The sequence below is a fragment of the Pseudomonas sp. B10(2017) genome, assembly GCF_002113295.1.
Lineage (GTDB): Bacteria > Pseudomonadota > Gammaproteobacteria > Pseudomonadales > Pseudomonadaceae > Aquipseudomonas > Aquipseudomonas pudica.
In genome coordinates this window covers 56,078-80,942 of sequence record NZ_NEJU01000007.1, presented here as the reverse complement: position 1 = coordinate 80,942, position 24,865 = coordinate 56,078, and the positions used below count along the sequence as shown (strand labels likewise).

Below are 24,865 nucleotides of genomic sequence, written 5' to 3'. Positions count from 1 at the left end.
TCACCCGCTCGCCGTTGCCATGCGCCTGGATACTACACATTTATCACGGTGTCAGCAGGCAACCCCAGGTCATCTATCCAACCCGCGTTATCCCATTACCACTTGGCCTTCGAGAAATAACGTTTGATGCCCCTCTTTGCATGAAAGGAGCATCGACATGCCAGCCATCAACCCTCATCAAGCCTTGCTCGAGGCGCAGCTGCCGCACTGGGCAGGCCAGGTAACGCCCAATCAATGGGCCGCGTTGAAGCGAACCCAGACCGCCCCTTGGCAGGCACAGGCCTGGTTCGCCAATGCCGCCCCCGACCTGCGTGAAACAGTGCATGCCAGCCAGGCGCGCCTGACGCAGGCGCAAGCGGCATTGGCCGGCTCGCTCAAAGGCCTGAAACAGATCACTGAATTCGCCGAGCCATTGCTGCAACGGCGTCTTGCCGAACACGGCTTTCACGCGCCGCTGCGCAATAGCCAACTGCTGCGGGTCGAGCGCAGCTGGCAATGGGCCACCCTGCGCTATCTTTACCGCCATCGTCGCGACAACCTGCTACAGGCCGCCCTGCAAAACTTCGCCAGCGACGAGGTGTTCACTGCTGAAAGCGCCATTGCCCTGAACGAAGACATTCAGGTGACACCGATCCTGGTACAAGGCTCCACTCCCTTGGGCATGCAAGCCCCCCTGGCGCACTTTCCATTGAAGTCGGAACACTACCAGGTAGAGCGGCTGCCACTGGAGCCGGCCGCTTTCGCCATACTGTGCCGTGACCTGGACCTGGGTAAGGCTTACCAGGCACACCTGGAACAACACCTTGCCCAGCCCGCCACCCGAGCCTTGGCCATCAGGGTACAGAAAGGCCGCCTGCGCCTGGCAGCCGACCTTGCCTATCTGCGCCACCTGCTCGACGGCAGCACGCGCGATCAGATCGAACAGCTGTTGCAGGGTGGCGCCGTCAGGTGCTGGCAACTGGCGCTGTTCGGCACGCCTCTGCACGAGGTCATGCTGATCGATGCCGGCAGCGCGGGGCTGGCGCTTTACCTGCCCGGCCATGACCCGGCCCTGCGTCAATGCAGCAACCTGAACGCGGTACACGACACGCTGGCGACCTTGCTGCTGGAGCCCGATGCCCGCCAGGCTTTCACGGCCTACATCAGGCAGGACCAACGCACGCACTTTTTCGACCTGTTGCAGCAGAACCTCGACGCCGCGGGCAACACGGCCTTTGACCGCCCTTGGCAGCGCGCTGGGCAAGCGGACCTGCGCCCCACACGCATGGCCATCACAGCCGAGCCTTTCGGCCACTACCAGGACCTGCACCTGGCCCGCCTCAAGCACGAAGCCAGCCTGCTGGCGGTTCCGACAGCCATGGCCGATGCCAACGCGCGAACCAGGCGCCTGGAGGAATGGGAAAGCCTTGGCCTGGATGCACTCGGTATTGCCGCGTTCTTCGTTCCGGGTGCAGGCACCCTGATGCTGGCCGTCACTGCCTGCCAACTGCTCGGCGAGGCCTTCGAGGGCTACCAGGCCTGGCATGAAGGCGACCGCCACCTGGCGCTGCGCCACCTGGAGGCGGTCGGCCTGAACCTGGCCCTGATCGGAGGGTTTGTGGCAGCGGGCAAGGTCGTGCCCAAGCTGTTCAACAGCCCGTTGATGGAAAGCCTGCAACAAGTACGTGGCAATGACGGGCGCTACCGGCTCTGGAATGAAGACCTCACCCCCTACCGCAGTGCCGTGACACTACCCGAAACCCTGCAACCCAATGCGCTTGGCCAGTACCTGTACGAGGGCCGGCATTTCATCCGCATGGACGGTCAACTCTTCGAACAACGCTTCGATCACGACCTGCAGCAATGGCGGGTCATTCACCCCAACGCGCCCGATGCCTGGCAGCCCCCGCTGACGCACAATGCCCAAGGTGCCTGGCGCGGCCAGCATGAACAGCCCGGCCAGTGGCCATTCGCGCAGCTGGCACGCCGTCTTGGCCAGGCATATACCGCGTTCACGCCAGAACAGCTTACGCAGGCCGGCCGCCTCTGCGGCATCGACGCCGACTACTTGCGCCGGGTGCACCTGGAAGGCCGAGCAACGCCCCCACTGTTGCTCGATGCCCTGCAACGCATTGCGGCACAAGCCGAGGTCGAGGCGTTGGCTGACAGGGCCCCGCCCGGCCTGTTCGAGCACCTCTACAACGGCAGCGTGCCCACTACCCCTTCAACGCAGAAACTGCTCGCTGCCTATCCGCGGCTTTCACCTGCCCTGGCCACGCGTTTGCTGGCGCCGCTGGGCGAGGCTGAATCGCTCGCCTGGGAACAGCAGGGCCTGCTACCCATTCAGCTTCGCCAGGCACTGGAACAGGTGCACAGCGAGCTGCCCCTGGTACGCGCCCTGGAGGGTGTGCTTCAGCCTGCCCGGGCCAGCAGCGACAGCGAACGCCTGCTGTTCAGCGCCCTGGATGCCATGCCCGACTGGCCCGCGGACCTGCGCCTGGAGCTGCGCGGCGCAAGCCCTGAAGGCCCCTTGCTGGAGCAGGTCGGCAGCGGGCAGGCCAGCACCCTGCGCCGCGTGATCAAATTGGCCGAAGGCTATGAAGTCGACCGGGGCGAGCGCCCTGCGCCTGGGCTGCGTGATCCGGACCTCTGCAGTGCCATCGAGCAGGCACTGCCAGGCTCGCATCGCGATACGCTGGGTATCCCGACGGCCGATGGCAGCTCGCTACGCCAGCGCGTATTGGGTTGGGTCGAAATGCACAGACAGACACTGGCCCAACGCCTCTGGGGGCATCGCGCGTTGCTGCGCAAGCCAATGGTCAGCTTGCGCGGCGGTCGCCCGCTTGACCCCGAACCGCCTCAGCCACGCCTGGCAGGCTCGCTGGCCGGGGCCTATCGGCGCTTGTTCCCCAACGCCACCGACTGGGAGTTCGAAAACTGGCTCGGCAATGATGAGGACAGCCCGTACATCGATGACATTCGCTCGCCCACACAACGGCTGCACGACCTGCAACAGCGTCTGGATACTTTGCGCCACGACCTGCATGAATGGGCTCGGCCCGATCCGCAACGCCCTCACCAGCGGCACCTGGCCATCCGCCCCATCATCAACGCCTGGCGGCGGCTGTCGACCGTAGCGCTTGAAGGGGGTGGCCGCCTGCACAGCCTGGACCTGTCCGGCCTGGAGCTGGACAACCAGGACCTGGCCAGCCTGGCCTTGCCCGACGACTTCACCCATGTGCAGCACCTGTCACTCAGCTACAACCGTTCGCTCAGCCAGTTGCCAGCCGGGTTTCAAGAGCGCTTTCCCAATCTCAACCGCCTGCTGCTGACCGACTGCCGGTTCGATACCGTACCCCGTCTGGGTAGCCCTGAGCACCTCGCCTGGCTGGATCTGGAAGGCAACCGCATTACCTGGAGTACTCAGGCCCAACAGGCACTGAACCGCTGCTCCGGACTTGTAGTGCTGGACCTCTCGGGCAACCCGCTGCTGCAGGCCCCAGATCTGCGTGGGCTGGCCAACCTGAGGACGTTGTTCCTGAACGACTGTGCGCTCAGCGAATTGCCGCAAGGCCTGGACCAGATGGTCGAGCCCATCATCGTGGATGTTGCCGACAACCAGCTGCTGCGGCTACCAGACGGTTTCAACTTGCCAAGGCCAGTCGCAGAGGCACTGCGCCTGGAAAGCGAATGGCTGGGCGCCCCCGTGGTTGCACAGATCGAAGCTTACAACGCTGCGCATCAGGTGGACCTGATGGTATGCGCAAGTGACTATCAGGAATTTTTCGAACAGGCCGGCCCGGCCGAAATGGCCCTGTGGCAGCGTTTACCGCTGCAGTATCGGCGCGACCTCAGGGCTTTGCTGGACCTGGAACCGTTCCTGTCCCGCCCTCGATATGCCCGTACAGAATTCTGGCGGCGCCTGGCGCTGATCGATGCAGACCCCGTCCTGCGTCAGCAATGGTTGACGCACCCACCGTATGACCTGTTCAACCTTCCGCTTTGACAGCACCTGGGAGCCTGCCTGCACAACAGGCAGGCATTCGTGGCCATGTTAAGCCAGACTGGTGTTTTTCCGGTGGCCGGTGCATGCTCCTGGCTGAAGCGTTTCACCCCGGCTCGAAACCCGCCCAGCAATGTGAGGTGCATTACCCATGGACCGTGTGCTCGATTCACTCTTCCCCAGCGCCGAGAACATCCCGGAAACCTGGCGCCTGGAAGCTCCCCTGGAACAACGCGACTACCTGGTGAACGGCGAGCTCAGGCGTTGGGACGGCCCCCTTGCCACGGTGCGCAGCCCGGTCTGGCTCAAGGAAGGCAACGATGAGCATCAGGTGGTGCTGGGCAGCGCTCCGCTGCTCGATGCCGACACCGCGCTCACCGCCCTGGATGCCGCCGTACAGGCCTATGACAAAGGCCGTGGCGCCTGGCCGAACATGCGCGTGGCCGAGCGCATCCAGCACGTCGAGACCTTCCTGGCGCGCATGCGTGAACAGCGCCAGGCCGTGGTCAAGCTGCTGATGTGGGAGATCGGCAAGAACCTCAAGGATTCGGAAAAGGAATTCGACCGCACCTGCGACTACATCGTCGACACCATCAACGCCCTCAAGGACCTCGACCGTCGTTCCAGCCGCTTCGAACTGGAACAGGGCACGCTGGGGCAGATCCGCCGTGCACCACTGGGCGTGGCCCTGTGCATGGGGCCATACAACTACCCGTTGAACGAAACCTTCACCACCTTGATCCCGGCGCTGATCATGGGCAACACCGTGGTGTTCAAACCGGCCAAATTCGGCGTGCTGCTGATCAGGCCATTGCTCGAAGCCTTCCGTGACAGCTTCCCGCCGGGGGTGATCAACGTCATCTACGGCCGTGGCCGGGAAACGGTGAGCGCGCTGATGGCCAGCGGCAAGGTCGATGTATTCGCCTTCATCGGCACGCACAAGGCCGCCAGCGACCTGAAGAAACTGCACCCGCGCCCGCACCGGCTGCGCGCCGCGCTGGGGCTGGATGCCAAGAACCCGGGCATCGTGCTGCCCCAGGTGGACCTCGACAACGCCGTCGAAGAAGCAGTCACCGGTGCGCTGTCGTTCAATGGCCAACGGTGCACGGCACTGAAGATCCTGTTCGTCCATGAGGACGTGGTCGACGCCTTCCTCGACAAGTTCCAGCGCAAGTTGGCCGCGCTCAAGCCCGGCATGCCTTGGGAGCCTGGCGTGGCGCTGACACCGCTGCCCGAGCCCGGCAAGGTCGACTACCTTGACGGCCTGGTCGCCGATGCCACCGCCAAGGGCGCACGCGTGCTCAACGAAGGCGGCGGGCACAGCCGTGGCTCGTTCTTCTACCCTGCCGTGCTGTACCCGGTGAAGAGCGACATGCGCGTGTACCACGAGGAGCAGTTCGGCCCGCTGGTGCCGGTGGTGCCCTATCGCGACCTGCAGACGGTGATCGACTATGTGCTGGACTCCGACTACGGCCAGCAACTGAGCCTGTTCGGCAATGACCCGGCGACCATCGGCAGCCTGGTCGACATCTTCGCCAACCAGGTCGGGCGCATCAACATCAACGCGCAATGCCAGCGCGGCCCTGACACCTACCCGTTCAATGGCCGCAAGAACAGCGCCGAAGGCACCCTGTCGGTACACGACGCCCTGCGAGTGTTCTCGATCCGCACGCTGGTCGCAACGCGCTTCCAGGAGGCCAACAAGCAACTGATCAGCGAGATCATTCGCAACCGGCAGTCGAGTTTCCTGACCACCGACTACATCTTCTGATCACCGCGCTTATAGAGAATCGTTCTATCACACCTGTCGATTTTCCATCCGCGCAAACGACTCTAAGCAACAGGGCGCCACCGGCGCCCACTTTCAAGGAGAGTCGAACATGGCAGCCAAACCCATTCCCGAAGGCCAGCACAGCATCACGCCCTACCTGGCCATCAATGACGCCGCCACGGCCATCGAGTTCTACAAGAAGGCCTTTGGCGCGGTGGAAATGTTCCGCCTCGATGCCCCTGGCGGCCGCGTTGGCCATGCCGAACTGAAAATCGGCGATTCGTCGCTGATGCTGGGCGACCCGTGCGACATGGAAGGCGGCCTCACAGCCAGCCAGAAACTCAGCGGCGCAGGCGTGGGCCTGCACCTGTATGTCGAAGACTGCGACAAGGTCTACGCCCAGGCCCTTGCGGCCGGCGCTACCCAGTTGCATGCGGTGACGGACCAATTCTATGGCGACCGCAGCGGCTCCCTGAAAGACCCGTTCGGCAACATCTGGTTCGTTTCGACCCACAAGGAGGACCTGACCCCCGACGAAATTCGCGCCCGCGCGGCGAAGATGTTCGGTGGCAACTGAGCGGCAAGTTGAAAGCGGCGCGACTTTGCTTGAAGCTTGGAGCTCGTAGCTGGGAGCTGCTTCATGCGAATCATCGACAAAACCGCCGCACAGGTCCGTAGCCTGACCCCCGCAGAAGAGGAACTGCTGGTCGGCTTTGCCACCGGCAGCCTCACCGGCCCGCGCCTGCTGCAGGCCAACCAGTTGCTGATGAAGGTGCGCAACGCCAACCAGTGGCTGGCCTGCGACTGCCGCAACGATGCCCTGCCGGTACTCAACGTCACCCTCAACGGCAGCACCGGTACGCTGTTTCTCAAGAACAACCCGGGTACCGCCGAACACGCGCCCGGCTGCCCGTTCACCAAGGACGAGCGAGAGGCGGCCGAGCGCGAAAACGACCCCGCGCCACCCGCTGCCTGGCTGCCGCCCGACACACCGTTGCGCCTGATCGGCGACTTCCGCAGCGGCACCGCCGGTGCCGGCGGCGACGGCAGCGAGCGGCGCGATCAACAGCGCCTGCTGTCACTGCTGCTGACCTGGATCGAGACCAGCGGCCTGAACCTGTATGCCACGCACCTGAAAAAGGACCTGACCGGGCAGTTTGCCGAATTGCGCAGCGTTGCCAGCCGCTACCCGCTGCTGGAACGGGTGCCCGCCAGCAACTACCTGGAAACCCGCCTGGACATGAAGCACATGATGATGCTCAAGTCCCGTCTGCGCGAAGCCACGGTGTTCGGAAACCACCGCCGGCACGGCCTGCTGCTGGACTGCGTGGACCAGATCAAAGGCCGCAAGCTGTTCAACAACCGCAGTGAAGACGGCTTCGACTTCCAGGGGCACCACCTGTACTGGGGCGGCAACCGCACCGCCGGGCCGTTGCTGGCCTTGGCGCTGTACTCGCCGACCAGTGCCGGCAGCCATTTCTACGAGCTGATCCATGTGGCCAGCGTACCGGTGCTGTCCCGCGCCCACCTGTTCCCGGTGTATCGCGACGAAGAACGCGAGCCGCTCAAGGCCCTGGTATCGCTGGTCGACTGGATGGCTGGCAAGGGTGTGAAAGTACAGATGCGCCGCCCGGTGATCGGCGGCCAGGTGATGGATGAACTGGTAATGACCTCGGACCAGGACCGAGTATTGTCGGTATCGTTGCTGGAGCAGCCCATCGGGCCCGAGCCAGATACCGAGAACTTCAAGCGCTACGCCGACTTCAAGAGCCTGGAAACCTTCCGCAAGTTCGTAGCGGGCTTCTTCATGCGCGAGCGCTGAGCACTCTTTGCCGGCACACACAAAATCTTGTGGGAGCGGCTTTAGCCGCGAAGAAGCCAACGCTGTGATGGCACCGGCTGCGCCGGTGTTCGCGGCTAAAGCCGCTCCCACAGGGTCCCTGCCAATTCAATGAGTTTGTGCAGTTCTACGAGAGCGGCCTAATCATGAGTTTGCGTATCAACCCAGGAACAGCTTGTACGCCGGGTTGTCGGTCTCATCCCAGTACCGGTACCCCATCTCATCCAGCGCCAACGGCAACCCCGCCAACTCATCCCCCGGTACTTCCAGCGCCGCAAATACCCGGGCCTCTGCCGCACCATGGTTGCGGTAATGGAACAGGCTGATGTTCCAACGCTTGCCAAGCCGCTCCAGAAAGCCCAGCAAGGCCCCTGGGCGCTCGGGGAATTCGAAGCGCAGCACCCGCTCGTCAGCCCCGGGCGCGGCATGGCCGCCAACGGTATGGCGCACATGCAGCTTGGCCAGTTCGTTGTCGGTCAGGTCCAGTACGCTGTAGCCCTGCTCGCGCAGGCTGGCCAGCAACTGATCGCGCGGGTCGTGCAGCGGGTGTGTCTGCACACCCACGAACAGCCGCGCCTCCTTGCCGGGGTAGTAGCGGTAGTTGAACTCGGTGATCTGCCGCTTGCCCAGGGCCTGGCAGAAGGCGCGGAAGCTGCCCGGTTGTTCCGGAATGGTGACAGCGATGATCGCCTCGCGCTGCTCGCCCAGTTCGGCACGCTCGGCCACATGGCGCAGGCGGTCGAAATTGACGTTGGCACCGGAGTCGATCGCCACCAGGGCCTGCCCCTGTACGCCATTGCGCGCCACGTACTTCTTGATCCCGGCCACGGCCAGCGCGCCAGACGGCTCGGTGATCGAGCGGGTATCGTCATAGATGTCCTTGATCGCCGCGCAGAGCTCGTCACTGCTCACGGTCACCACTTCGTCAACGAAGTGCCGGCACAGCTCGAAGCAATGGGCGCCGATCTGCGCCACTGCCACACCATCGGCGAAGGTGCCGACCTGCGGCAGGATCACCCGCTCACCGGCCGCCATGGCAGCCTGCAGGCAGTTGGAATCCTCCGGCTCGACGCCGATTACCTTGACCTCGGGGCGCAGGTACTTCACATAGGCGGCAATGCCTGCGATCAGCCCACCGCCACCCACCGGCACGAAGATGGCGTCCAGCGCACCCGGGCGCTGGCGCAGGATCTCCATGGCCACGGTACCCTGCCCGGCGATCACATCCGGGTCGTCGAACGGTGGCACGAAGGTGGCACCCTCGCTGTCGGCCAGTTTCAGAGCGTGGGCCAAGGCATGGGGGAAGCTCTCGCCTTGCAGCACTACATGGCCACCGCGCGAACGCACCCCTTCCACCTTCAGTGATGGCGTGGTGGTAGGCATGACGATGGTAGCCTTCATGCCCAGGTGCGATGCCGCCAGGGCCACACCCTGGGCATGGTTGCCCGCGGAGGCGGTGATCACCCCGCGCTCGCGCTGCACCGTACTCAGCCGTGACAGGCGGGTGTACGCACCGCGGATCTTGAACGAGAAGGTAGGCTGCAGGTCTTCCCGCTTGAGCAACACCTGGTTGCCCAGGCTGGCAGACAACGCAGGCGCAGCTTGCAAGGGTGTTTCAATGGCCAGGTCGTACACCGGGGCGGCAAGAATGCGTCGCACCTGCTCCGACAGCAGTTGCTGGGGGGTGACGGTAGATCGAGGGCTGACGAAGCTGGTCATCGGTGACTCCTTGGCTGTGTTCACGTTGCCCAGGAGTCAGAGAGAAGAAACCCGCCTCCAGGGCGGGTTCGGTGCACGTACGCGCTAGCCCGCCAAGCTGATAATGGCGGCAATAATAATGGCGTTGATGTGCAGGAAAGTATTCATGGGGTAGGAACTTAGCCGGTAGTGCGGCACAAAGTCAACACTTCGCCTGCTGCGCCGAAAGCGGCACATCGAACACCTTGTCGAAGCCCCACTGGAAGACAAACGCGTAGAAGAAGAAGAACACGAACAACGCAAGGTTGGTCAGCAACGCCGCCCACAGGCTGACATCCAGCCAGTACGCCACCAGCGGCAGCAGGATCAGCACCAGCCCGCCCTCGAAGCCCAGAGCATGCAGCAGGCGCCGCAGGAAAGTGCGCTCCCGGCGGTGCTGGCGCGCCTCCCAGCGCTCGAACACCCAGTTGTAGGCCATGTTCCAGCTCATCGCGATACCCGACATCAGCACCGACAGCACGGTCGACTGCGCCATGCCGGCACCGAACGCCAGTTCCAGCGCGGGCGCCACACAGGCGACGGCGATGGCTTCGTAAAGTATGGCCTGGACGATCTTGCGTGCCTTGCCTTGCATGTTCAGCTCCCTGGGTAAACGACCTGCAAAGCTACAAGAAGTGGCCCACAAGAAAAAGCCTGAAATTTGGACAACCCCGCGTTCGGCTGCTTGTATCTATCCAGTGCAAACGGCGACAAGTCGTACAACTTCGTCCAGGGAATCGAACGAGGATATAGACGATGGCCCACCCCTTCCTGCCGGTGACCGGCACATGAGCCTGGCATTCATCGATTTTCTCACCTATGTGCTGTTCGGCCTGAAGATACTCGCGATCGTCCTGGCCACGCTGATGTTCCTGCTGGGCCTGGATGACCTGTTCATCGACCTTTGCTACTGGGGCCGCAAGCTGATCCGGCGCTTTCGCATCTACGACAAATACGAAAAAGCCGACGAAAAACGCCTGTACGAGGTACCGGAGAAGCCCCTGGCCATCATGGTCCCCGCCTGGAACGAAGTGGGCGTGGTCGGTGAGATGGCGCGCCTGGCTGCCTCGACCATCGACTACGAGAACTATCAGATCTTCGTCGGTACCTACCCCAACGACCCGCAGACCCAGGCCGACGTCGACGCGGTGTGCCTGCACTACCCCAACGTGCACAAGGTGGTCTGCGCCCGCCCCGGCCCCACCAGCAAGGCCGACTGCCTGAACAACATCATCGACGCGCTGCTGCGCTTCCAGCAGGACGCCGGTATCCAGTTCGCCGGCTTCATCCTGCACGACGCCGAAGACGTGATCTCGCCCATGGAGCTGCGCCTGTTCAACTACCTGTTGCCGAACAAGGACATGATCCAGATCCCGGTGTACCCCTACGCACCGGAATGGAAAGGCTTCACCGCCGGCCACTATGTAGACGAGTTCGCCGAAAACCACGGCAAGGACGTGATCGTGCGCGAGGCCCTGACCGGCCAGGTGCCCAGCGCCGGGGTCGGCACCTGCTTCAGCCGCCGCGCCATCAGTGCGCTGCTCGAGGACGGCGACGGCATCGCCTTCGACGTACAGAGCCTCACCGAAGACTACGATATCGGTTTCCGCCTGAAGCAAAAGGGCATGAAGTGCATTTTCGCCCGCTATTCCATCAGCGACCCGGCACTGACCCTGAAGCAGGAATGGCGCCCGGGCATGAGCCGCGAATTCTCCCAGGTGATCTGCGTGCGCGAACATTTCCCGCGCGACTGGCAGCATGCCATCCGGCAAAAGTCGCGGTGGATCGTCGGCATCGTGTTCCAGGGCACCAGCAACCTTGGTTGGAGCCGCAAGGGCGCGCTCAACTACTTCCTCTGGCGTGACCGCCGCGGCCTGTTCGCCTACCTGCTGAGTTTCCTGGTCAACCTGTTGCTGCTGGTGTTGCTGGCCATGTGGCTGGTCACGGTGATTGCGCCGGAGTCGTGGCGCTTCATGTCGATCCTCAGCGACAGCTGGCTGCTGACCACCTTGCTGTGGCTGAACGGGCTGATGCTGTTCAACCGCCTGTTCCAGCGTGCCTGGTTCGTCACCCGCTTCTACGGCATCGGCGAAGGGCTTCTGTCGGCACCGCGGATGATGTGGAGCAACTTCGTCAACTTCTTCGCCAACCTGCGTGCCCTGCGCCAGGTGATGGAAATGGGTGACTCGCGGCGCGTGGCCTGGGACAAGACCACCCACGAGTTCCCCGCTATCGCCGCCCCCGCCCGCACGCCGCTGGGCCAGCGCCTGGTGGCCAAGGGCCTGATCAGCGACGAACAGCTGCAACAGGCGATCACCAGCCCGGTACGCCGGCGCCTGGGGCGCGAGCTGCTGCTGCGCGGCTGGCTGAACAGCGAACAGCTGGTCGCCACCCTGGCCGAGCAGATGGACCTGCCCTGGGCACCGCTCAACCCGTTCAAGCTCGACCCGCAGCTGATCGCCAAACTGCCGCGCAAACTGGCGACGCACTATGGCGTGCTGCCGGTGGCCGAAGACGGCGATACGCTGGTGCTGGCCAGCGAAAGCCCGGTGAGCCAGGTGTCGCTGGGGGTGATCAGCCGCCACCTGAAGCGGCCGGTCAGCGCCCGCCTGGCGCCCCAGGGCCGGGTGACCCTGGGCCTGCGCTACCACTATCCAAGCCCCTGGCAGAAGCCGGAAACCCGCGAGATGCTCGCCATCCTCGAGCGCCACCAGGACGACGAAGTGCTGCTGGAACAAGTCAGCCACCACCAGGTGATGTTGGGCGCCCTGCTGCAGGTGCGCGGCATGGTCCCGGTCACCCTGTTCAACCAGGCGCTGATCGACTTCGACCCGGAACACCAGAGCCTCGGCGAGCACCTGATCGCCCGCGGCATCATCACCGAGCAGGTGCTGCAGCAGGCCCTGATCGAACAGGCCAGCGAACAGCAGGCCGCCTTTGACCTGACCCGGGAGGTGGCATGAAGCCGCGTTTTTCCCTCACCTTCACTGGCTTGTTGCTGTGCTCCACCGCCCTGCCCTGCGCCGCTTCCACGCCGATGACCGACTTCCAGCGGTTTACCAGCTACCCGTTCATGGAGCGCAGCTACCGCGAAGCGAAAAAGGACAACTGGGCCGAGGTGGAACGCCTGACCCGCCACGTGCTGGGCCGGGTGCCGAACAACGACGAAGCCCGTGCGCTGCTGGTGGAGGCCCTGGCGCACCAGCGCCGCTACAAGGAGGCCGAAGCCCTGGCCGAACAGCTGGACGGCAGCCCCGAATACGCCAACGCCCTGCTTGAACTGCGCCTGACCTGGATCGAACAAGACCCGCCGCCAGCCAGCCAGGTGGAACAATGGCTGGCCACCAGCGATGGCACCACCCGGGTGCGCCTGTGGCAGGCCTACAGCCTGAGCCTGGCCAAATTCGGTGGCGCCGCCAGGGCGCTGGACTGGCTCAATCAGTTGCCGCCACAGAGGGACGGCCAAGTGCTGCGCCTGGCCCGGGCCAACTTCGCCGAACAGCTGCGCGACTGGAAAGAAACCATCGAACAGCTGCAGCCGCTGGCCGAACAAGGCCAATTGCCCGCACAGGACTGGCAGCGCCTGGCCAATGCCTATATCCAGCAGGTGGATGAAAAAGGGCTGAACGCACTGCTGTCCAGCGCCCCCTCCCCCGAAGCAGCCAACCAGGCCCGCCTGGCCATGGCCAACCGTGCCATCGCTGTCGGCCAGAACCAGCAGGCCCAGCGTTGGCTGCAGGCACTGCCCGCCGCGCAGCTGAATCAGCCCGAGCAGCGCCAGCAGCTGTGGGAGCTGGCCCGCGAAGGTGACGACGCGCCACTGGTACAGCGCCTGAGCAACGAACTGCAACGGCCCTGCCTGGAAACCGTCGACTGGCTGTCGCGCCGCGACCCGGAGCTGGCGCGCGAGCAGCTCAAGAGCTGTACCGCCAGCACCGACCCCAGGGCCTACGCCGTGCTCAAGCAACGCCTGTACGGCGATCCGCCTCAGCCCCCACAACCACGCACCGCCGCCGAATGGGAGCAGCGCTATCGACAGAGCGGCGATATGGCCGCACTGGAGCAAGCCACCTTCCTGCTGATGCAACAGGGCCACGGTGAACACGCCCGGCAACTGCTGGAGCAAGCCTACGACCGCCACCAAGGCCGCCTTGCACCGTCGCTGCTGCAGCGCCTGGGCAACCTGTATGCGCGCAATGATGGGCCGCTGGACAGCCGCCGAATGCTCGGCCTGATCCCTCGAGTCGACGCCAGTACCCGGGCCCAGCTGCTCGGCCGCCTGGCCGAGGCTGGCCAGTGCGATGCCGTGCGCCGGGCCGTACCGGCCACCCCGAGCGAGCCAGGCCAGTACCGCGCCCTGGGCCGCTGCGCCATGCCCGACCAGCCCGGCGAAGCGGTGGTCTACTACCAGGCCGCCGAGCGCCTGGGCGACAGCGGGAGTCGCTTGCCCCTGGCCTATGCCCTGGAAGCCGCTGGCGACTCCGAAGCGGCCCTGCCCATCTGGCGCACCCAGCCGGACAGCGCCTGGACCGACAACGCTCGCCTCACCGCCGCCCGTGGCGCGCTGAACGCTGGCGACGCACAAGCGGCCCGGCGCTATTGGGACGCCGCCGCGCACGATAGCGCCGACGACTGGGCCCTGGGTGCCGCCATCGCCCAGCGCCAAGGCGATTACCAGGCAGCGCTGGGCTTCCAGCGCCAGGCCCTGGCGCACAACCCGCGGGCCGACCATTACTACGCCGCCTCCAGCACTGCACAACTGGCTGGCGACAGTGCCCAGAGCAGCGCCTGGCTGGCCGAAGCGGTGCGCCTGGCCCCCGACCAGCCACGCTACCGCGCCGACTACGGCATGCGCCTGGCCGGCTCGATGGACAAGGCCCAGCGCCGCCAGTCGATCCCCTACCTGGAGCGCGCTACCCAGGACTTCCCCGAGGACTATCGCCTTGGCGAGACGCTGGCCTTGCGCTACGACGAAGCCGAAGACAGCGCTTCGGCACGCCGTGAACTGCGCCGCATCCTCGATGTGGAGCAGGACCTGGTCGACGGCGACGACGAATACGGTAGCCTGGAAGCCCGCAAGTACCGCCAGCGCCGCGCCCACGAAAGCCTGTCGCGGCGCGACACCATCACCCTGGCCAGCACCTGGTCGCCGGCCGGCACCTCGACCAACGACAAGTTCCTCGACAATGGCCAGCGCAGCGGTACTTCGCGCCGCGCGCAATCGCAGAACGTACAACTGGCCATGTGGGACCACGCTCTGGGCGAAGAGCCCAGCCGCAACGGCAGCACCCTGTCGGTGTATGGCCGGGTACTGTTCGGTGGGCAAAGCCGCACCGACTACGCACAAAGCATGGGTACCGGCGTCGGCCTGCGCTACAAGCCATTCGGCCAGGCCAACCTCAACCTGTATGCCGAGCTGTACCACCAGCGTCAGATAGACGAAGAGCACTACCGTGGGCTGAGCCTGGGCCAACTGCTGAGCCCGGCCAAGGTCGGTGGCAACTGGGGCGATCTGCGTCACCACGCCGAATCGAGCAACGACCTGCTGTTGCGTGCCACCGCATCGTTCCTCGACCAGGGTGACTGGCGCAACGACTGGCGGGTCGATGAAGACGACTGGAACGAGCGCTTCCTCTACCTCGACGCCGCCTGGTGGACCCGTGCCGGCGACCACGCCTGGCTGTCGCGCTACCAGCAGGGCCATGCCTGGAAACTGCCGGGCAGCTCGCCGCAAACCATCATGCCCTATGGCTTTGTCGAGTTTTCCAGCCAGGACCCGAGCAACGACTGGCGCCAGGACGCCCGGGCCGGGGTTGGCGTGCGTTGGCAATGGTGGTTCGATGACGACCGCTACAACGCCTACCGCGGTTCGCTGAAAGTGCGTGCCGAGTACCAGCAATCGCTGGGCGGCAATCTATACGAGCGCGCCAACGGCGTGCTGGTCGGTGCGGAGATGACCTTCTGATGCGTACGTTCCTGGCCCTTTGCCTGCTTGCCCTGTGCCTGCCGGCCAGCGCCGACCAGCGCCTGTTCTACCAACCCCTCAACCGCGACGCCAAGGTCACACCCGCCCAGTGGCAGCAACTGTGGCACGCCACCGTGGCCCAGGGCGGCAAGACCCTGATCGTGCAATGGAGCGCCTATGGCGACAGCGATTTCGGTGGTGCCCAGGGCTGGCTGGCCGACAGCCTGCGCAGCGCGCGCGCCCAAGGCCTGCAACTGGTGCTGGGGCTGTACATGGACCCGGCCTATTACCAACGCCTCGACGAACTGGACGGTGAAGGCCTGAACAGTTACTGGAAGGCGCAACTGGGGCGCTCGCTCAGCCAGTACCAGCAACTGCGCCAGACGTGGCAGTTGCCGGTGGATGGCTGGTACCTGCCCATGGAGCTGGACGACCATCATTTTCGCGAGGCCGAGCGCCGCGGAGCCCTGTACAGCCAGTTGCAGGCCTTCAACCGGCAGCTGGACAAGCCCTTGCATATCAGCGCTTTCAGCGCCGGCAAACTCTCACCGCGGGTCAATGCCGAATGGCTGGATCAACTGGCCGGGTTGGGCTTGACCGTGTGGTGGCAGGATGGCGCCGGGACCGGGCGCTTGCCCGCGTTGGTACGCCAGGGTTACGAGCAGGCCTTGCCGTGCCGGGTGGGCGTGGTGCGCGAGGCGTTCCGCCAGGTGAGCGCGCCAGGGCAGGCGTTTCGGGCTGAGCCTGCCCAGCCGAAGATGGGCGGCGGGTGCCATGCCGAGGCGGTGTTCGACCTGCGTTACCGGCCATGGGCCCGGGGTGTTCTGCCCACCAATTGAGTCTCCAGTACCGGCCTCTTCGCGGGCACGCCCGCTCCCACAGGTCCCCACCGCACCGGAAACCTGTGCGGTCCCTGTGGGAGCGGGCGTGCCCGCGAAAGGGCCGGGCCTGGCATCGCTGTAGTCACAGGAGCCCGAATGTTCAAGACCATCGAAGCCCACGTGCGCAAGCAAGTCGCCCCCGCCGCCCTGCGCGCCGAATTCCGCCAGCACGAATTCGAGGCCATGCGCCCGTTCTGCCTGCTGGTGTTCTGCGTCAGCATCCTGATCTGGCTGGTCTTCGACCTTATCGTCAGCTTCCTCGGTGGCCAGGGTTTCACCTGGCTTTCCTGCCTGTTCATCACCCTGCTCGGCAGCCTCACCGTGGTACTGCGGTTCACCCGTCGCAGCCATCATTTCGATGTGCTCAACCTGCTGTTCATCGCCTCCATCACCCTGGGCATGCGCCTGGTGATCGAAGGCATCCCGGTGGCCCTGCGCCCGGTGTGGCTGGTGCTCGGGGTGTCCACCGTGCTGTATGCCGTGTCGGTGCTACCGGTGCGGCGCTGGTCGTTCTTCTGCGCCATGGCCATCACCTGGGTGGTGCTCAACCCGTTCTACCACACCCGCATCGGGCCGGACGAACTCGAAGGCGCCATGCTGATCAGCTATGCGGTATTCCTCAGCGGCCTGGTCATCTACAGCTACCTGCAGATGCGCAAGGCCAAGCTGCACAACTTCTACCTGTCCAAGGTGCTGCTGGACCAGGCCTATGTCGATGCCCTGACTGAAATCCCCAACCGCCGTTCGTTCATGACCCAGGCTGAACGCCAGCTGCATCTGGCAACGCCCGGGCAGTACCTGGCGATGATCGACATCGACAACTTCAAACGGGTGAATGACCGCTTCGGCCATGATGTAGGCGATGAAGTGCTCAAACGCGTGGCCACGCATATCAAGGCGAGCATGACCGGTTACGAGTTTGCCCGGCTGGGCGGTGAGGAATTCGCGATCTTTTTCCAGGGGCTGGACCAGCAAGGCGCCGAGCAACGGGTGGCGGCGCTGTGCCAACGGGTGCGCGAGGATGTGGGCGAGCACCCGGTGACTGTCAGCATCGGCCTGGCCCGGGTGGACCAGGGCGACAGCCTGACCACGGCGCTGGTGCGCGCCGACCAGGCGCTTTACGAGGCCAAGCACAGTGGCAAGGACCGCTTTGTGCTGTGGTCCGCCCGGCTGGCAGAAAGTGATTAGCAGGCCCGGCCTCTTCGCGGGCTCGCCCGCTCCCACAAGTGCTCCACAGTGTTTGAAATCTGTGCGGCCCCTGTGGAGGACCAGGGTTAGCAGGCCCGGCCCTTTCGCGGGTTAACCCGCTCCCACAGGTTCTCTACAGTGTTTGAAATCTGTGCGGTCCTTGTGGGAGCGGGTTTACCCGCGAAAGGGCCGGTACAGGCAGCCCATCAACCGGCAGGCAAGCGAATCCGGAACTGCGCGCCACCCAGCGCCGACTGCGCCACGGTCAAGGTGCCACCTTGCCCCTCGATCGCCCGCCGGCTGATCGCCAAGCCCAGGCCAAACCCGCCGGTATTGCGGTCACGGCTACGGTCCAAGCGGTAGAACGGCTGGAAAATCCGCTCGCGTTCCTCCACCGGAATACCGATCCCGTCATCCTCCACCGTCACCAGGCAGGCGCCATCGTCTTCCAGGCGCAAGCGCAGCAACAGGCTCTCGTCGCAGTATCGCATGGCATTGCGCACCAGGTTCTGCACCGCCCGTGCCGTCAGCCGTGGGTCCAGCACAAAACGCGGCAGATCCCCCTCGGCCCGCACCTCCCACTGGATACCCCGGCCGTCGAGCTCCTCGGCAAAGCCACCCAGCACGCTGTCGACCAGCTCCAGCAACGACACCTCGACCCGCTCGCGGGCCTGGTCGGCGTTGTACAGCCGGCTGTAGGACAACAGCTCCAGCACCAGCTCATCCAGTTCACGCACATGCCCCACCAGTTCCAGCAAGCGCTTGCGGCTGGCCGGCGGCACTTCGTCGAACAGCAGCACCAGGCCGAAATCCAGCCGGGTAAGCGGCGTGCGCAACTCGTGCGACACCGCATTGAGCAGCTCGCGCTGCTGGTTGACGTGGCGCTCCAGGTCACTGGCCATGGTGTCGAACACACCGGCCAGCTCACCGATGTTGGAGTGCGGCGAGATATGCGTACGCTCGGCCATCTGCCCCTGGCCCAGGCGTCGGGCGGTTTCCTTGAGGCGTTCCAGGTCGCGCCAGTGCGGCCATACCCACAGCAGCAGGCAACCGAGCATGGCTGCACCGATCAGTACAGTCACGCCCCACGACAGCACGTTGATGTCCAGCGGGTCTGGCGGTGAGTGCAGGCGCACCAGCCATTCCTTGTCCAGCGGCACCAGCACGGTCTCGTAATAGCCCCATTCGGCGATACGCACGGCGTACAGGCCATGCTCCAGGCGCGCCTGCTCGTCCACGCTCAGGTCAGCCTGGTCCATGCGCAGCAACTGCAGCTCCAGCGGTGCGAAATCACTGGCCAGCTCCTGCTCCACCGCTGGCCACTGCTCGCGCGGGGCCTGGCGGAACTGGCGCACGATCAGCGATTGAACGCCCTTGGCCTGGTCCAGGTTGTAGGCCATGAAGCGGTCCTGGAACAGGCCGACGATGGTGTCGGGGATGAACAACAGCGCACCGGCGTAGGCAACGATGATCACCAGGTACAACCGCACCAGAATCTTCAGCATGGGCAGTCAGCACTCCCACTCGACACGGCTGAACAGGTAGCCCTTGCCCCATACGGTCTTGATCTTGCGCGCTTCGCCGGCGTTATCGTCGAATTTGCGTCGCAGCTTGGAAATGGCCACGTCCACCGAGCGGTCGGTGCCGTTGAACTCGATACCCCGCAGTTGCTGCAGGATGCGGTCGCGGTTCAGCACTTCGCCGGCATTGCGCGCCAGTACCACCAGCAGGTTGTACTCGCCGCTTGACAGCTCCACCTCTTCGCCGCGCCAGCTCACGGTGCGCTCGGCCAGGTCGATGCGCAGGCCACCGATCAGGATCAGGTCGTTGTCCAGCCGCGGCTCGTTGACGCTGCTGCGGCGCAGCAAGGTACGCACCCGGGCCAGCAGCACACGCGGCTCGCAGGGTTTGGTCACGTAGTCGTCGGCGCCCATTTCCAGGCCCAGGACCTGGTCGTGGCTGTCGTCGCGGGCGGTCAGCATCAGGATCGGCAGGCCCTGGGACTCCTGGCGCAGCAGGCGGCACAGCTGCAGGCCATCGATGCCCGGCAGCATCAGATCGAGGATGACCAGGTCGGGCTTTTGCCGGCGGTACTCGTCCAGCACATGATCGCCGCGGGCGATCACCTGGACATGGAAGTCGTTGCGTTGCAGGTAGCTGGCGATGAGCTCGGACAGGGCGCTGTCGTCTTCGACCAGGAAAATATTCGGCATAGGCGCTTGGGAATCTGGGTTGGGGTAAGACCTCACCGGCCTCTTCGCGGGCTTGCCCGCTCCCACAGGGACCCAACAGCACTTGAAAGCTGTGCAGTCCCTGTGGGAGCGGGCAAACCCGCGAAGAGGCCGGCACAGGAATACTCAGGATATAGAACACTACAGGCAGACAGGATTCTTCTTCACACTTTTTCACACTCGTCCTACAGGTATTAACAGCCACCCAAGGAACGCCTGCCGTAGCATACAGGCGGTCATCATCGGAAGATCCGTATGTCTACTACCCTCCCCCCACGCCTGCGCCCATTGGCGCTTCTGGCGTTTCTGAGCCTGTCCCTGGCCGGCTGCGACGACAGCGCCGAACAGGATGAGCAAGCTCCGACCCCGCAAGTGCGGGTGGAAACCCTGCAACTGCAACCACTGGCCATCAGCAGTGAACTCAGCGGCCGCATCCTCGCACCACGCACCGCCGAAGTGCGCGCGCGGGTCGCGGGCGTGGTGCTCAAGCGGGTGTACCGCGAAGGCAGCGACGTCAAGCAGGGCGATGTGCTGTTCCTGATCGACCCGGCGCCGTTCAAGGCCGACCACGACAGCGCCCGCGCCACCCTGGCCAAGGCCGAAGCCACCCTGTACCAGGCGCGCCTGCAGGAGCAGCGCTATCGCGAGCTGGTCGACGACAAGGCCGTCAGCCGCCAGGAATACGACAACGCCAAGGCCAGCTACCTGCAGGCCGATGCTGAAGTGGCCGAGGCCAGGGCTGCGCTGGAGCGCGCCCGCCTCAACCTCGGCTACGCCACCGTGACCGCGCCGATTTCCGGCCGTATCGGCCGCGCCCAGGTCACCGAAGGTGCGCTGGTCGGGCAAAACGAGACCACGCCATTGGCGACCATCCAGCAGCTGGACCCGATCCACGCCGATGTCACCCAGTCGACCCGCGAGCTCAACGCCCTGCGCCGCGCCCTGCGTGCCGGCGAGCTGCAGCAGGTCGGCGACGGTCAGGCCCGGGCCACGCTGATCCAGGACGATGGCAGCACCTACCCGCTGCCGGGCAAACTGCTGTTCTCCGACATCAGCGTCGACCCCAGCACCAACCAGATCACCCTGCGCAGCGAGTTCCCCAACCCGGACCTCGACCTGCTGCCCGGCAGCTACGTGCGCGTGCGCCTGGAGCAAGCCGTGCAGCCCAAGGGCCTGAGCGTGCCGCAGCGCGCCATCCTGCGCGACAGCGCTGGCGTGCCCAAGGTGCTGGTGGTCGACCCGCAGGCCCGGGTCAGCGACCGCCAGGTAGTACTGGGCAGCGCCCAGGGCGACCGCTGGATCGTCAGCGAAGGCCTGGCCCCCGGCGAACGGGTGGTGGTCGAAGGCCTGCAACACGTCAAGGCCGGTGACCAGGTGCAGGTCGACAACGCACCAGGGGCATCGCCCATCGCACAGCACACTGGCCAGTGAGGGCCTGATTCATGCCGCAATTCTTCATCGACCGCCCGGTATTCGCCTGGGTGGTCGCCCTGTTCATCCTGCTGGCCGGTGCCCTGGCCATCCCGCAGTTGCCGGTGGCCCAGTACCCCAACGTGGCCCCGCCGCAGGTGGAAATCTACGCCGTGTACCCGGGCGCATCGGCGGCGACCATGGACGAGAGCGTGGTCAGCCTGATCGAGCAGGAACTCAACGGCGCCGATAACCTGTTGTACTTCGAGTCGCAGAGCAGCCTGGGCAGCGCGACCATCACCGCCACCTTCGCCCCGGGTACCAACCCGGATCTGGCCCAGGTCGACGTGCAGAACCGCCTGAAAGTGGTCGAGTCGCGGCTGCCGCGCCCGGTGACCCAGCAAGGCCTGCAGGTGGAAAAGGTCTCCACCGGCTTCCTGCTGCTGGCCACCCTCACCTCCGAAGACGGCAAGCTCGACGAAACCGCCCTGTCGGATATCCTGGCGCGCAACGTGATGGACGAGATCCGACGCCTCAAGGGCGTCGGCAAGGCCCAGCTGTACGGTTCGGAGCGTGCCATGCGCATCTGGATCGACCCGCGCAAGCTGATCGGTTTCAACCTCACGCCCAACGACGTGGCCGAGGCCATCGCCGCGCAGAACGCCCAGGTGGCCCCAGGCAGCATTGGTGACCTGCCCTCCCGTGGCACCCAGGAAATCACCGCCAACGTGGTGGTCAAGGGCCAGCTGAGCACCCCCGAGGAGTTCGCCGGGATTGTCCTGCGTGCCAACCCGGACGGTTCCACGGTGACCATCGGCGATATCGCACGGGTCGAGATCGGTGCCCAGGAATACCAGTACGGCACACGCCTGAACGGCAAGCCGGCCACTGCCTTCAGCGTGCAGCTGTCGCCGGGCGCCAACGCCATGGAAACCGCCACCCTGGTGCGGGCGAAGATGCAGGACCTGGCACGCTACTTCCCCGAAGGCGTCAAGTACGACATCCCCTACGACACCTCGCCATTCGTCAAAGTGTCGATCGAACAGGTCATCAACACGCTGTTCGAAGCCATGCTGCTGGTGTTCGCGGTGATGTTCCTGTTCCTGCAGAACCTGCGTTACACCCTGATCCCGACACTGGTGGTGCCGGTGGCCCTGATGGGTACCTTCGCCGTGATGCTGGCCATGGGCTTCTCGGTCAACGTGCTGACCCTGTTCGGCATGGTGCTGGCCATCGGCATCCTGGTCGACGATGCCATCGTGGTGGTGGAAAACGTCGAGCGGATCATGGCCGAGGAAGGCCTGCCGCCCAAAGAGGCCACGCGCAAGGCGATGGGCCAGATCAGCGGCGCGATCGTCGGCATTACCCTGGTGCTGGTGGCGGTGTTCCTGCCCATGGCCTTCATGCAAGGCTCCGTGGGGGTGATCTACCAGCAGTTCTCGCTGTCGATGGCCGTGTCGATCCTGTTCTCGGCGTTCCTGGCCCTCAGCCTGACCCCGGCGCTGTGTGCCACTCTGCTCAAGCCGGTGGCCAAGGGCGAACACCACGAACGCAAGGGCTTCTTCGGCTGGTTCAACCGCCGCTTCGAGGGCATGAGCAACGGCTACCAGCGCTGGGTGATGAAGGCGCTCGAGCGCAGCGGCCGGTACCTGCTGGTATACGTGCTGCTGCTGGCGGTGCTGGGCTATGGCTTCAGCCAGCTGCCCACGGCGTTCCTGCCCACCGAAGATCAGGGCTACACCATCACCGATATCCAGCTGCCGCCAGGCGCCAGCCGCATGCGCACCGAGCAGGTGGCGGCGCAGATCGAGTCGCACAATGCCGAAGAGCCGGGCGTGGGTAACACCACCTTGATCCTGGGTTTCAGTTTCTCGGGTAGCGGCCAGAACGCGGCACTGGCCTTCACCACCCTCAAGGACTGGTCCGAACGCGGCGCTGATGACAGCGCCCAGTCGATCGCCGACCGCGCGACCATGGCCTTCACCCAGCTCAAGGACGCCGTGGCCTATGCCGTGCTGCCGCCGCCGATCGACGGCCTTGGCGAGTCGACCGGCTTCGAGTTCCGCCTGCAGGACCGCGGCGGCATGGGCCACGCCGAGCTGATGGCCGCCCGCGACGAGCTGCTGGCCAATGCCACCAGGAGCAAGGTGCTGACCAACGTGCGCGAAGCCTCGCTGGCGGAAAGCCCGCAGGTGCAGCTGGAAATCGACCGCCGCCAGGCCAATGCCCTGGGCGTATCGTTTGCCGATATCGGCTCGGTGCTGGACGTGGCCGTGGGTTCCAACTACGTCAACGACTTCCCCAACCAGGGGCGCATGCAGCGGGTGGTGGTGCAGGCCGAAGGCGACCAGCGCAGCCAGGTCGAAGACCTGCTGAAGATCCACGTGCGCAACGACAGCGGCAAGATGGTGCCACTGGGCGCCTTCGTCCAGGCCAGGTGGGTCAGCGGCCCGGTGCAGCTGACCCGCTACAACGGCTACCCGGCGGTGTCGATTTCCGGCGAACCGGCGGCTGGCTACAGTTCGGGCGAAGCCATGGCCGAGATCGAGCGCCTGGTAGCCCAGTTGCCGGCCGGTGCCGGCCTGGAATGGACTGGTCTGTCGCTGCAGGAGCGGCTGTCCGGCAGCCAGGCACCGATGCTGATGGCGCTGTCGTTGCTGGTGGTGTTCCTGTGCCTGGCAGCGTTGTACGAAAGCTGGTCGATCCCCACCGCAGTTCTGCTGGTAGTACCGCTGGGCGTGCTCGGTGCGGTGCTGGCGGTGACCCTGCGCGGCATGCCCAACGACGTGTTCTTCAAAGTCGGCCTTATCACCCTGATCGGCCTGTCGGCGAAGAACGCCATCCTGATCATCGAGTTCGCCAAGAGCCTGGTCGACCAGGGCGTGGATGCCGTCGACGCCGCCGTGCAGGCCGCGCGCCTGCGCCTGCGGCCGATCGTGATGACCTCGCTGGCGTTCATCCTCGGCGTGGTACCACTGGCCATTGCCAGCGGCGCCAGTTCGGCCAGCCAGCAGGCGATCGGCACCGGCGTGATTGGCGGCATGCTCAGCGCCACCCTGGCGGTGGTGTTCGTGCCGGTGTTCTTCGTGGTGGTGATGCGCCTTGCCGGGCGACGCCAGGCGGGTGCCGACACGCAGGCCGTGACCAGCGACAGCTGACTGGACAAGCCCCGCGTGAAATGGGAGGGTTCCCGGCATTGACTGCCCGGAACCCTTTTTCATGCCTGATGCCCTTCCCCCCTGCTCCATCCTCATTCTCGCCGGTGGCCGCGGCCAGCGCATGGGCGGCCGTGACAAGGGCCTGGTCGACTGGCAGGGCAAACCGCTGGTGGCGCATGTGCAGCGCGTGGTACGGCCGCTCAGCGATGACCTGGTGATTTCCTGCAACCGTAACCAGCAGGCCTACCGGGCGTATGCCGACCAGTTGGTGGGCGATGCCGAGGCGGACTACCCCGGGCCGTTGGCGGGGGTGATTGCCGGGCTAAAGGTGGCGCGGCATGAATGGGTAGTGCTTCTGGCCTGTGATGCGCCGCTGGTTGACCGGGAGTTGATCGAAGACTTGCTGCGGCTGGCGGTGACCAGTGACAGTGCGGCGATGGTGCGCCAGGGTGGGTACTGGCAGCCGATGTTCAGCGTGCTGCCACGCAGGGTGTTGCCGGTACTGGAGCAGGCCTGGGCGGCGGGCGAGCGGAGTTTGCAGAAGGCCTTGCTGCGTGAAGCGGTGCAGGGGCTGGAATGTGCCGACGATGATCGCAGGTTGAGCAACTTCAACAGCCCGGAGCTGTTGCAAGGCTGAGGTCATCCGCTGCCTGCACTGGCCTCTTCGCGGGCACGCCCGCTCCCACAGGTATGTCACAGGTC

At 65.0% G+C, this 24,865-nt stretch carries 15 protein-coding genes; 11 read left to right on the top strand and 4 right to left on the bottom strand.

From position 1 onward, the window contains the following. The first annotated feature begins 157 nt into the window (after window positions 1–157). The 4 genes from CAF92_RS11165 (at window position 158) to CAF92_RS11150 (ending at window position 7,575) form a co-directional block, all read left to right on the top strand. Complete coding sequence (locus CAF92_RS11165; RefSeq protein WP_085600822.1) at window positions 158–3,985, top strand: leucine-rich repeat domain-containing protein; 3,828 nt, start codon at window positions 158–160, stop codon at window positions 3,983–3,985. Between the two features lie 148 nt (window positions 3,986–4,133). Continuing rightward, complete coding sequence (locus tag CAF92_RS11160) at window positions 4,134–5,753, top strand: NADP-dependent glyceraldehyde-3-phosphate dehydrogenase (RefSeq protein WP_085600820.1); 1,620 nt, start codon at window positions 4,134–4,136, stop codon at window positions 5,751–5,753. Between the two features lie 109 nt (window positions 5,754–5,862). Further along, a complete protein-coding gene (locus tag CAF92_RS11155; protein WP_046614324.1) occupies window positions 5,863–6,330 on the top strand; it encodes a VOC family protein in 468 nt (155 codons plus the stop codon). A gap of 63 nt (window positions 6,331–6,393) precedes the next feature. Next, complete coding sequence (locus tag CAF92_RS11150) at window positions 6,394–7,575, top strand: hypothetical protein (protein ID WP_085600818.1); 1,182 nt, start codon at window positions 6,394–6,396, stop codon at window positions 7,573–7,575. Window positions 7,576–7,752: 177 nt separating this feature from the next. Here the strand turns inward: CAF92_RS11150 and ilvA are convergent, their stop codons facing one another. Then, the gene (ilvA, locus tag CAF92_RS11145) at window positions 7,753–9,312 is read right to left on the bottom strand and encodes a threonine ammonia-lyase, biosynthetic (protein WP_085600816.1); all 1,560 of its coding nucleotides are present in this window, start codon (window positions 9,310–9,312) and stop codon (window positions 7,753–7,755) included. A gap of 181 nt (window positions 9,313–9,493) precedes the next feature. Further along, window positions 9,494–9,925 carry a PACE efflux transporter gene (locus CAF92_RS11140; RefSeq protein WP_085600814.1) on the bottom strand — a complete coding sequence of 144 codons (432 nt, stop codon included), beginning with the start codon at window positions 9,923–9,925 and terminating at the stop codon, window positions 9,494–9,496. Between the two features lie 193 nt (window positions 9,926–10,118). Between CAF92_RS11140 and nrfB the strand changes: the two genes are divergently transcribed. The 4 genes from nrfB to CAF92_RS11120 all read left to right on the top strand — a co-directional run bounded on the left by nrfB (window position 10,119) and on the right by CAF92_RS11120 (window position 17,364). Continuing rightward, window positions 10,119–12,293: a cyclic di-3',5'-guanylate-activated glycosyltransferase NrfB gene (gene nrfB / locus CAF92_RS11135; protein WP_085600812.1), complete on the top strand. Its 2,175-nt coding sequence runs from the start codon at window positions 10,119–10,121 to the stop codon at window positions 12,291–12,293. After that, complete coding sequence (locus CAF92_RS11130) at window positions 12,290–15,295, top strand: phage receptor (protein ID WP_085600810.1); 3,006 nt, start codon at window positions 12,290–12,292, stop codon at window positions 15,293–15,295. The genes nrfB and CAF92_RS11130 overlap by 4 nt, the downstream gene beginning before the upstream one ends. Beyond that, complete coding sequence (locus CAF92_RS11125) at window positions 15,295–16,134, top strand: DUF4434 family protein (RefSeq protein WP_085600808.1); 840 nt, start codon at window positions 15,295–15,297, stop codon at window positions 16,132–16,134. The genes CAF92_RS11130 and CAF92_RS11125 overlap by 1 nt, the downstream gene beginning before the upstream one ends. Window positions 16,135–16,272: 138 nt before the next feature. Continuing rightward, the gene (locus CAF92_RS11120) at window positions 16,273–17,364 is read left to right on the top strand and encodes a diguanylate cyclase (RefSeq protein WP_085600806.1); all 1,092 of its coding nucleotides are present in this window, start codon (window positions 16,273–16,275) and stop codon (window positions 17,362–17,364) included. 206 nt (window positions 17,365–17,570) lie between these two features. Here CAF92_RS11120 and CAF92_RS11115 read toward each other — a convergent pair whose 3' ends face one another. After that, a complete protein-coding gene (locus CAF92_RS11115; RefSeq protein WP_046614330.1) occupies window positions 17,571–18,869 on the bottom strand; it encodes an ATP-binding protein in 1,299 nt (432 codons plus the stop codon). Between the two features lie 6 nt (window positions 18,870–18,875). Further along, entirely contained in the window at window positions 18,876–19,577 is a 702-nt protein-coding gene (locus tag CAF92_RS11110; RefSeq protein WP_003259958.1) for a response regulator transcription factor, read from the bottom strand. A 273-nt stretch (window positions 19,578–19,850) separates the two neighbouring features. Between CAF92_RS11110 and CAF92_RS11105 the strand changes: the two genes are divergently transcribed. From CAF92_RS11105 to mobA, 3 genes are all read left to right on the top strand, one after another. Further along, the gene (locus tag CAF92_RS11105) at window positions 19,851–21,026 is read left to right on the top strand and encodes an efflux RND transporter periplasmic adaptor subunit (RefSeq protein WP_085600805.1); all 1,176 of its coding nucleotides are present in this window, start codon (window positions 19,851–19,853) and stop codon (window positions 21,024–21,026) included. 11 nt (window positions 21,027–21,037) lie between these two features. Beyond that, window positions 21,038–24,163 (top strand): efflux RND transporter permease subunit, encoded by a 3,126-nt coding sequence (locus CAF92_RS11100; protein WP_085600803.1) that lies wholly within the window; start codon window positions 21,038–21,040, stop codon window positions 24,161–24,163. 61 nt (window positions 24,164–24,224) lie between these two features. Further along, window positions 24,225–24,800, top strand: a complete 576-nt coding sequence (mobA, locus tag CAF92_RS11095) for a molybdenum cofactor guanylyltransferase MobA (RefSeq protein ID WP_085600800.1) — start codon at window positions 24,225–24,227, stop codon at window positions 24,798–24,800. Window positions 24,801–24,865 lie beyond the last annotated feature (65 nt).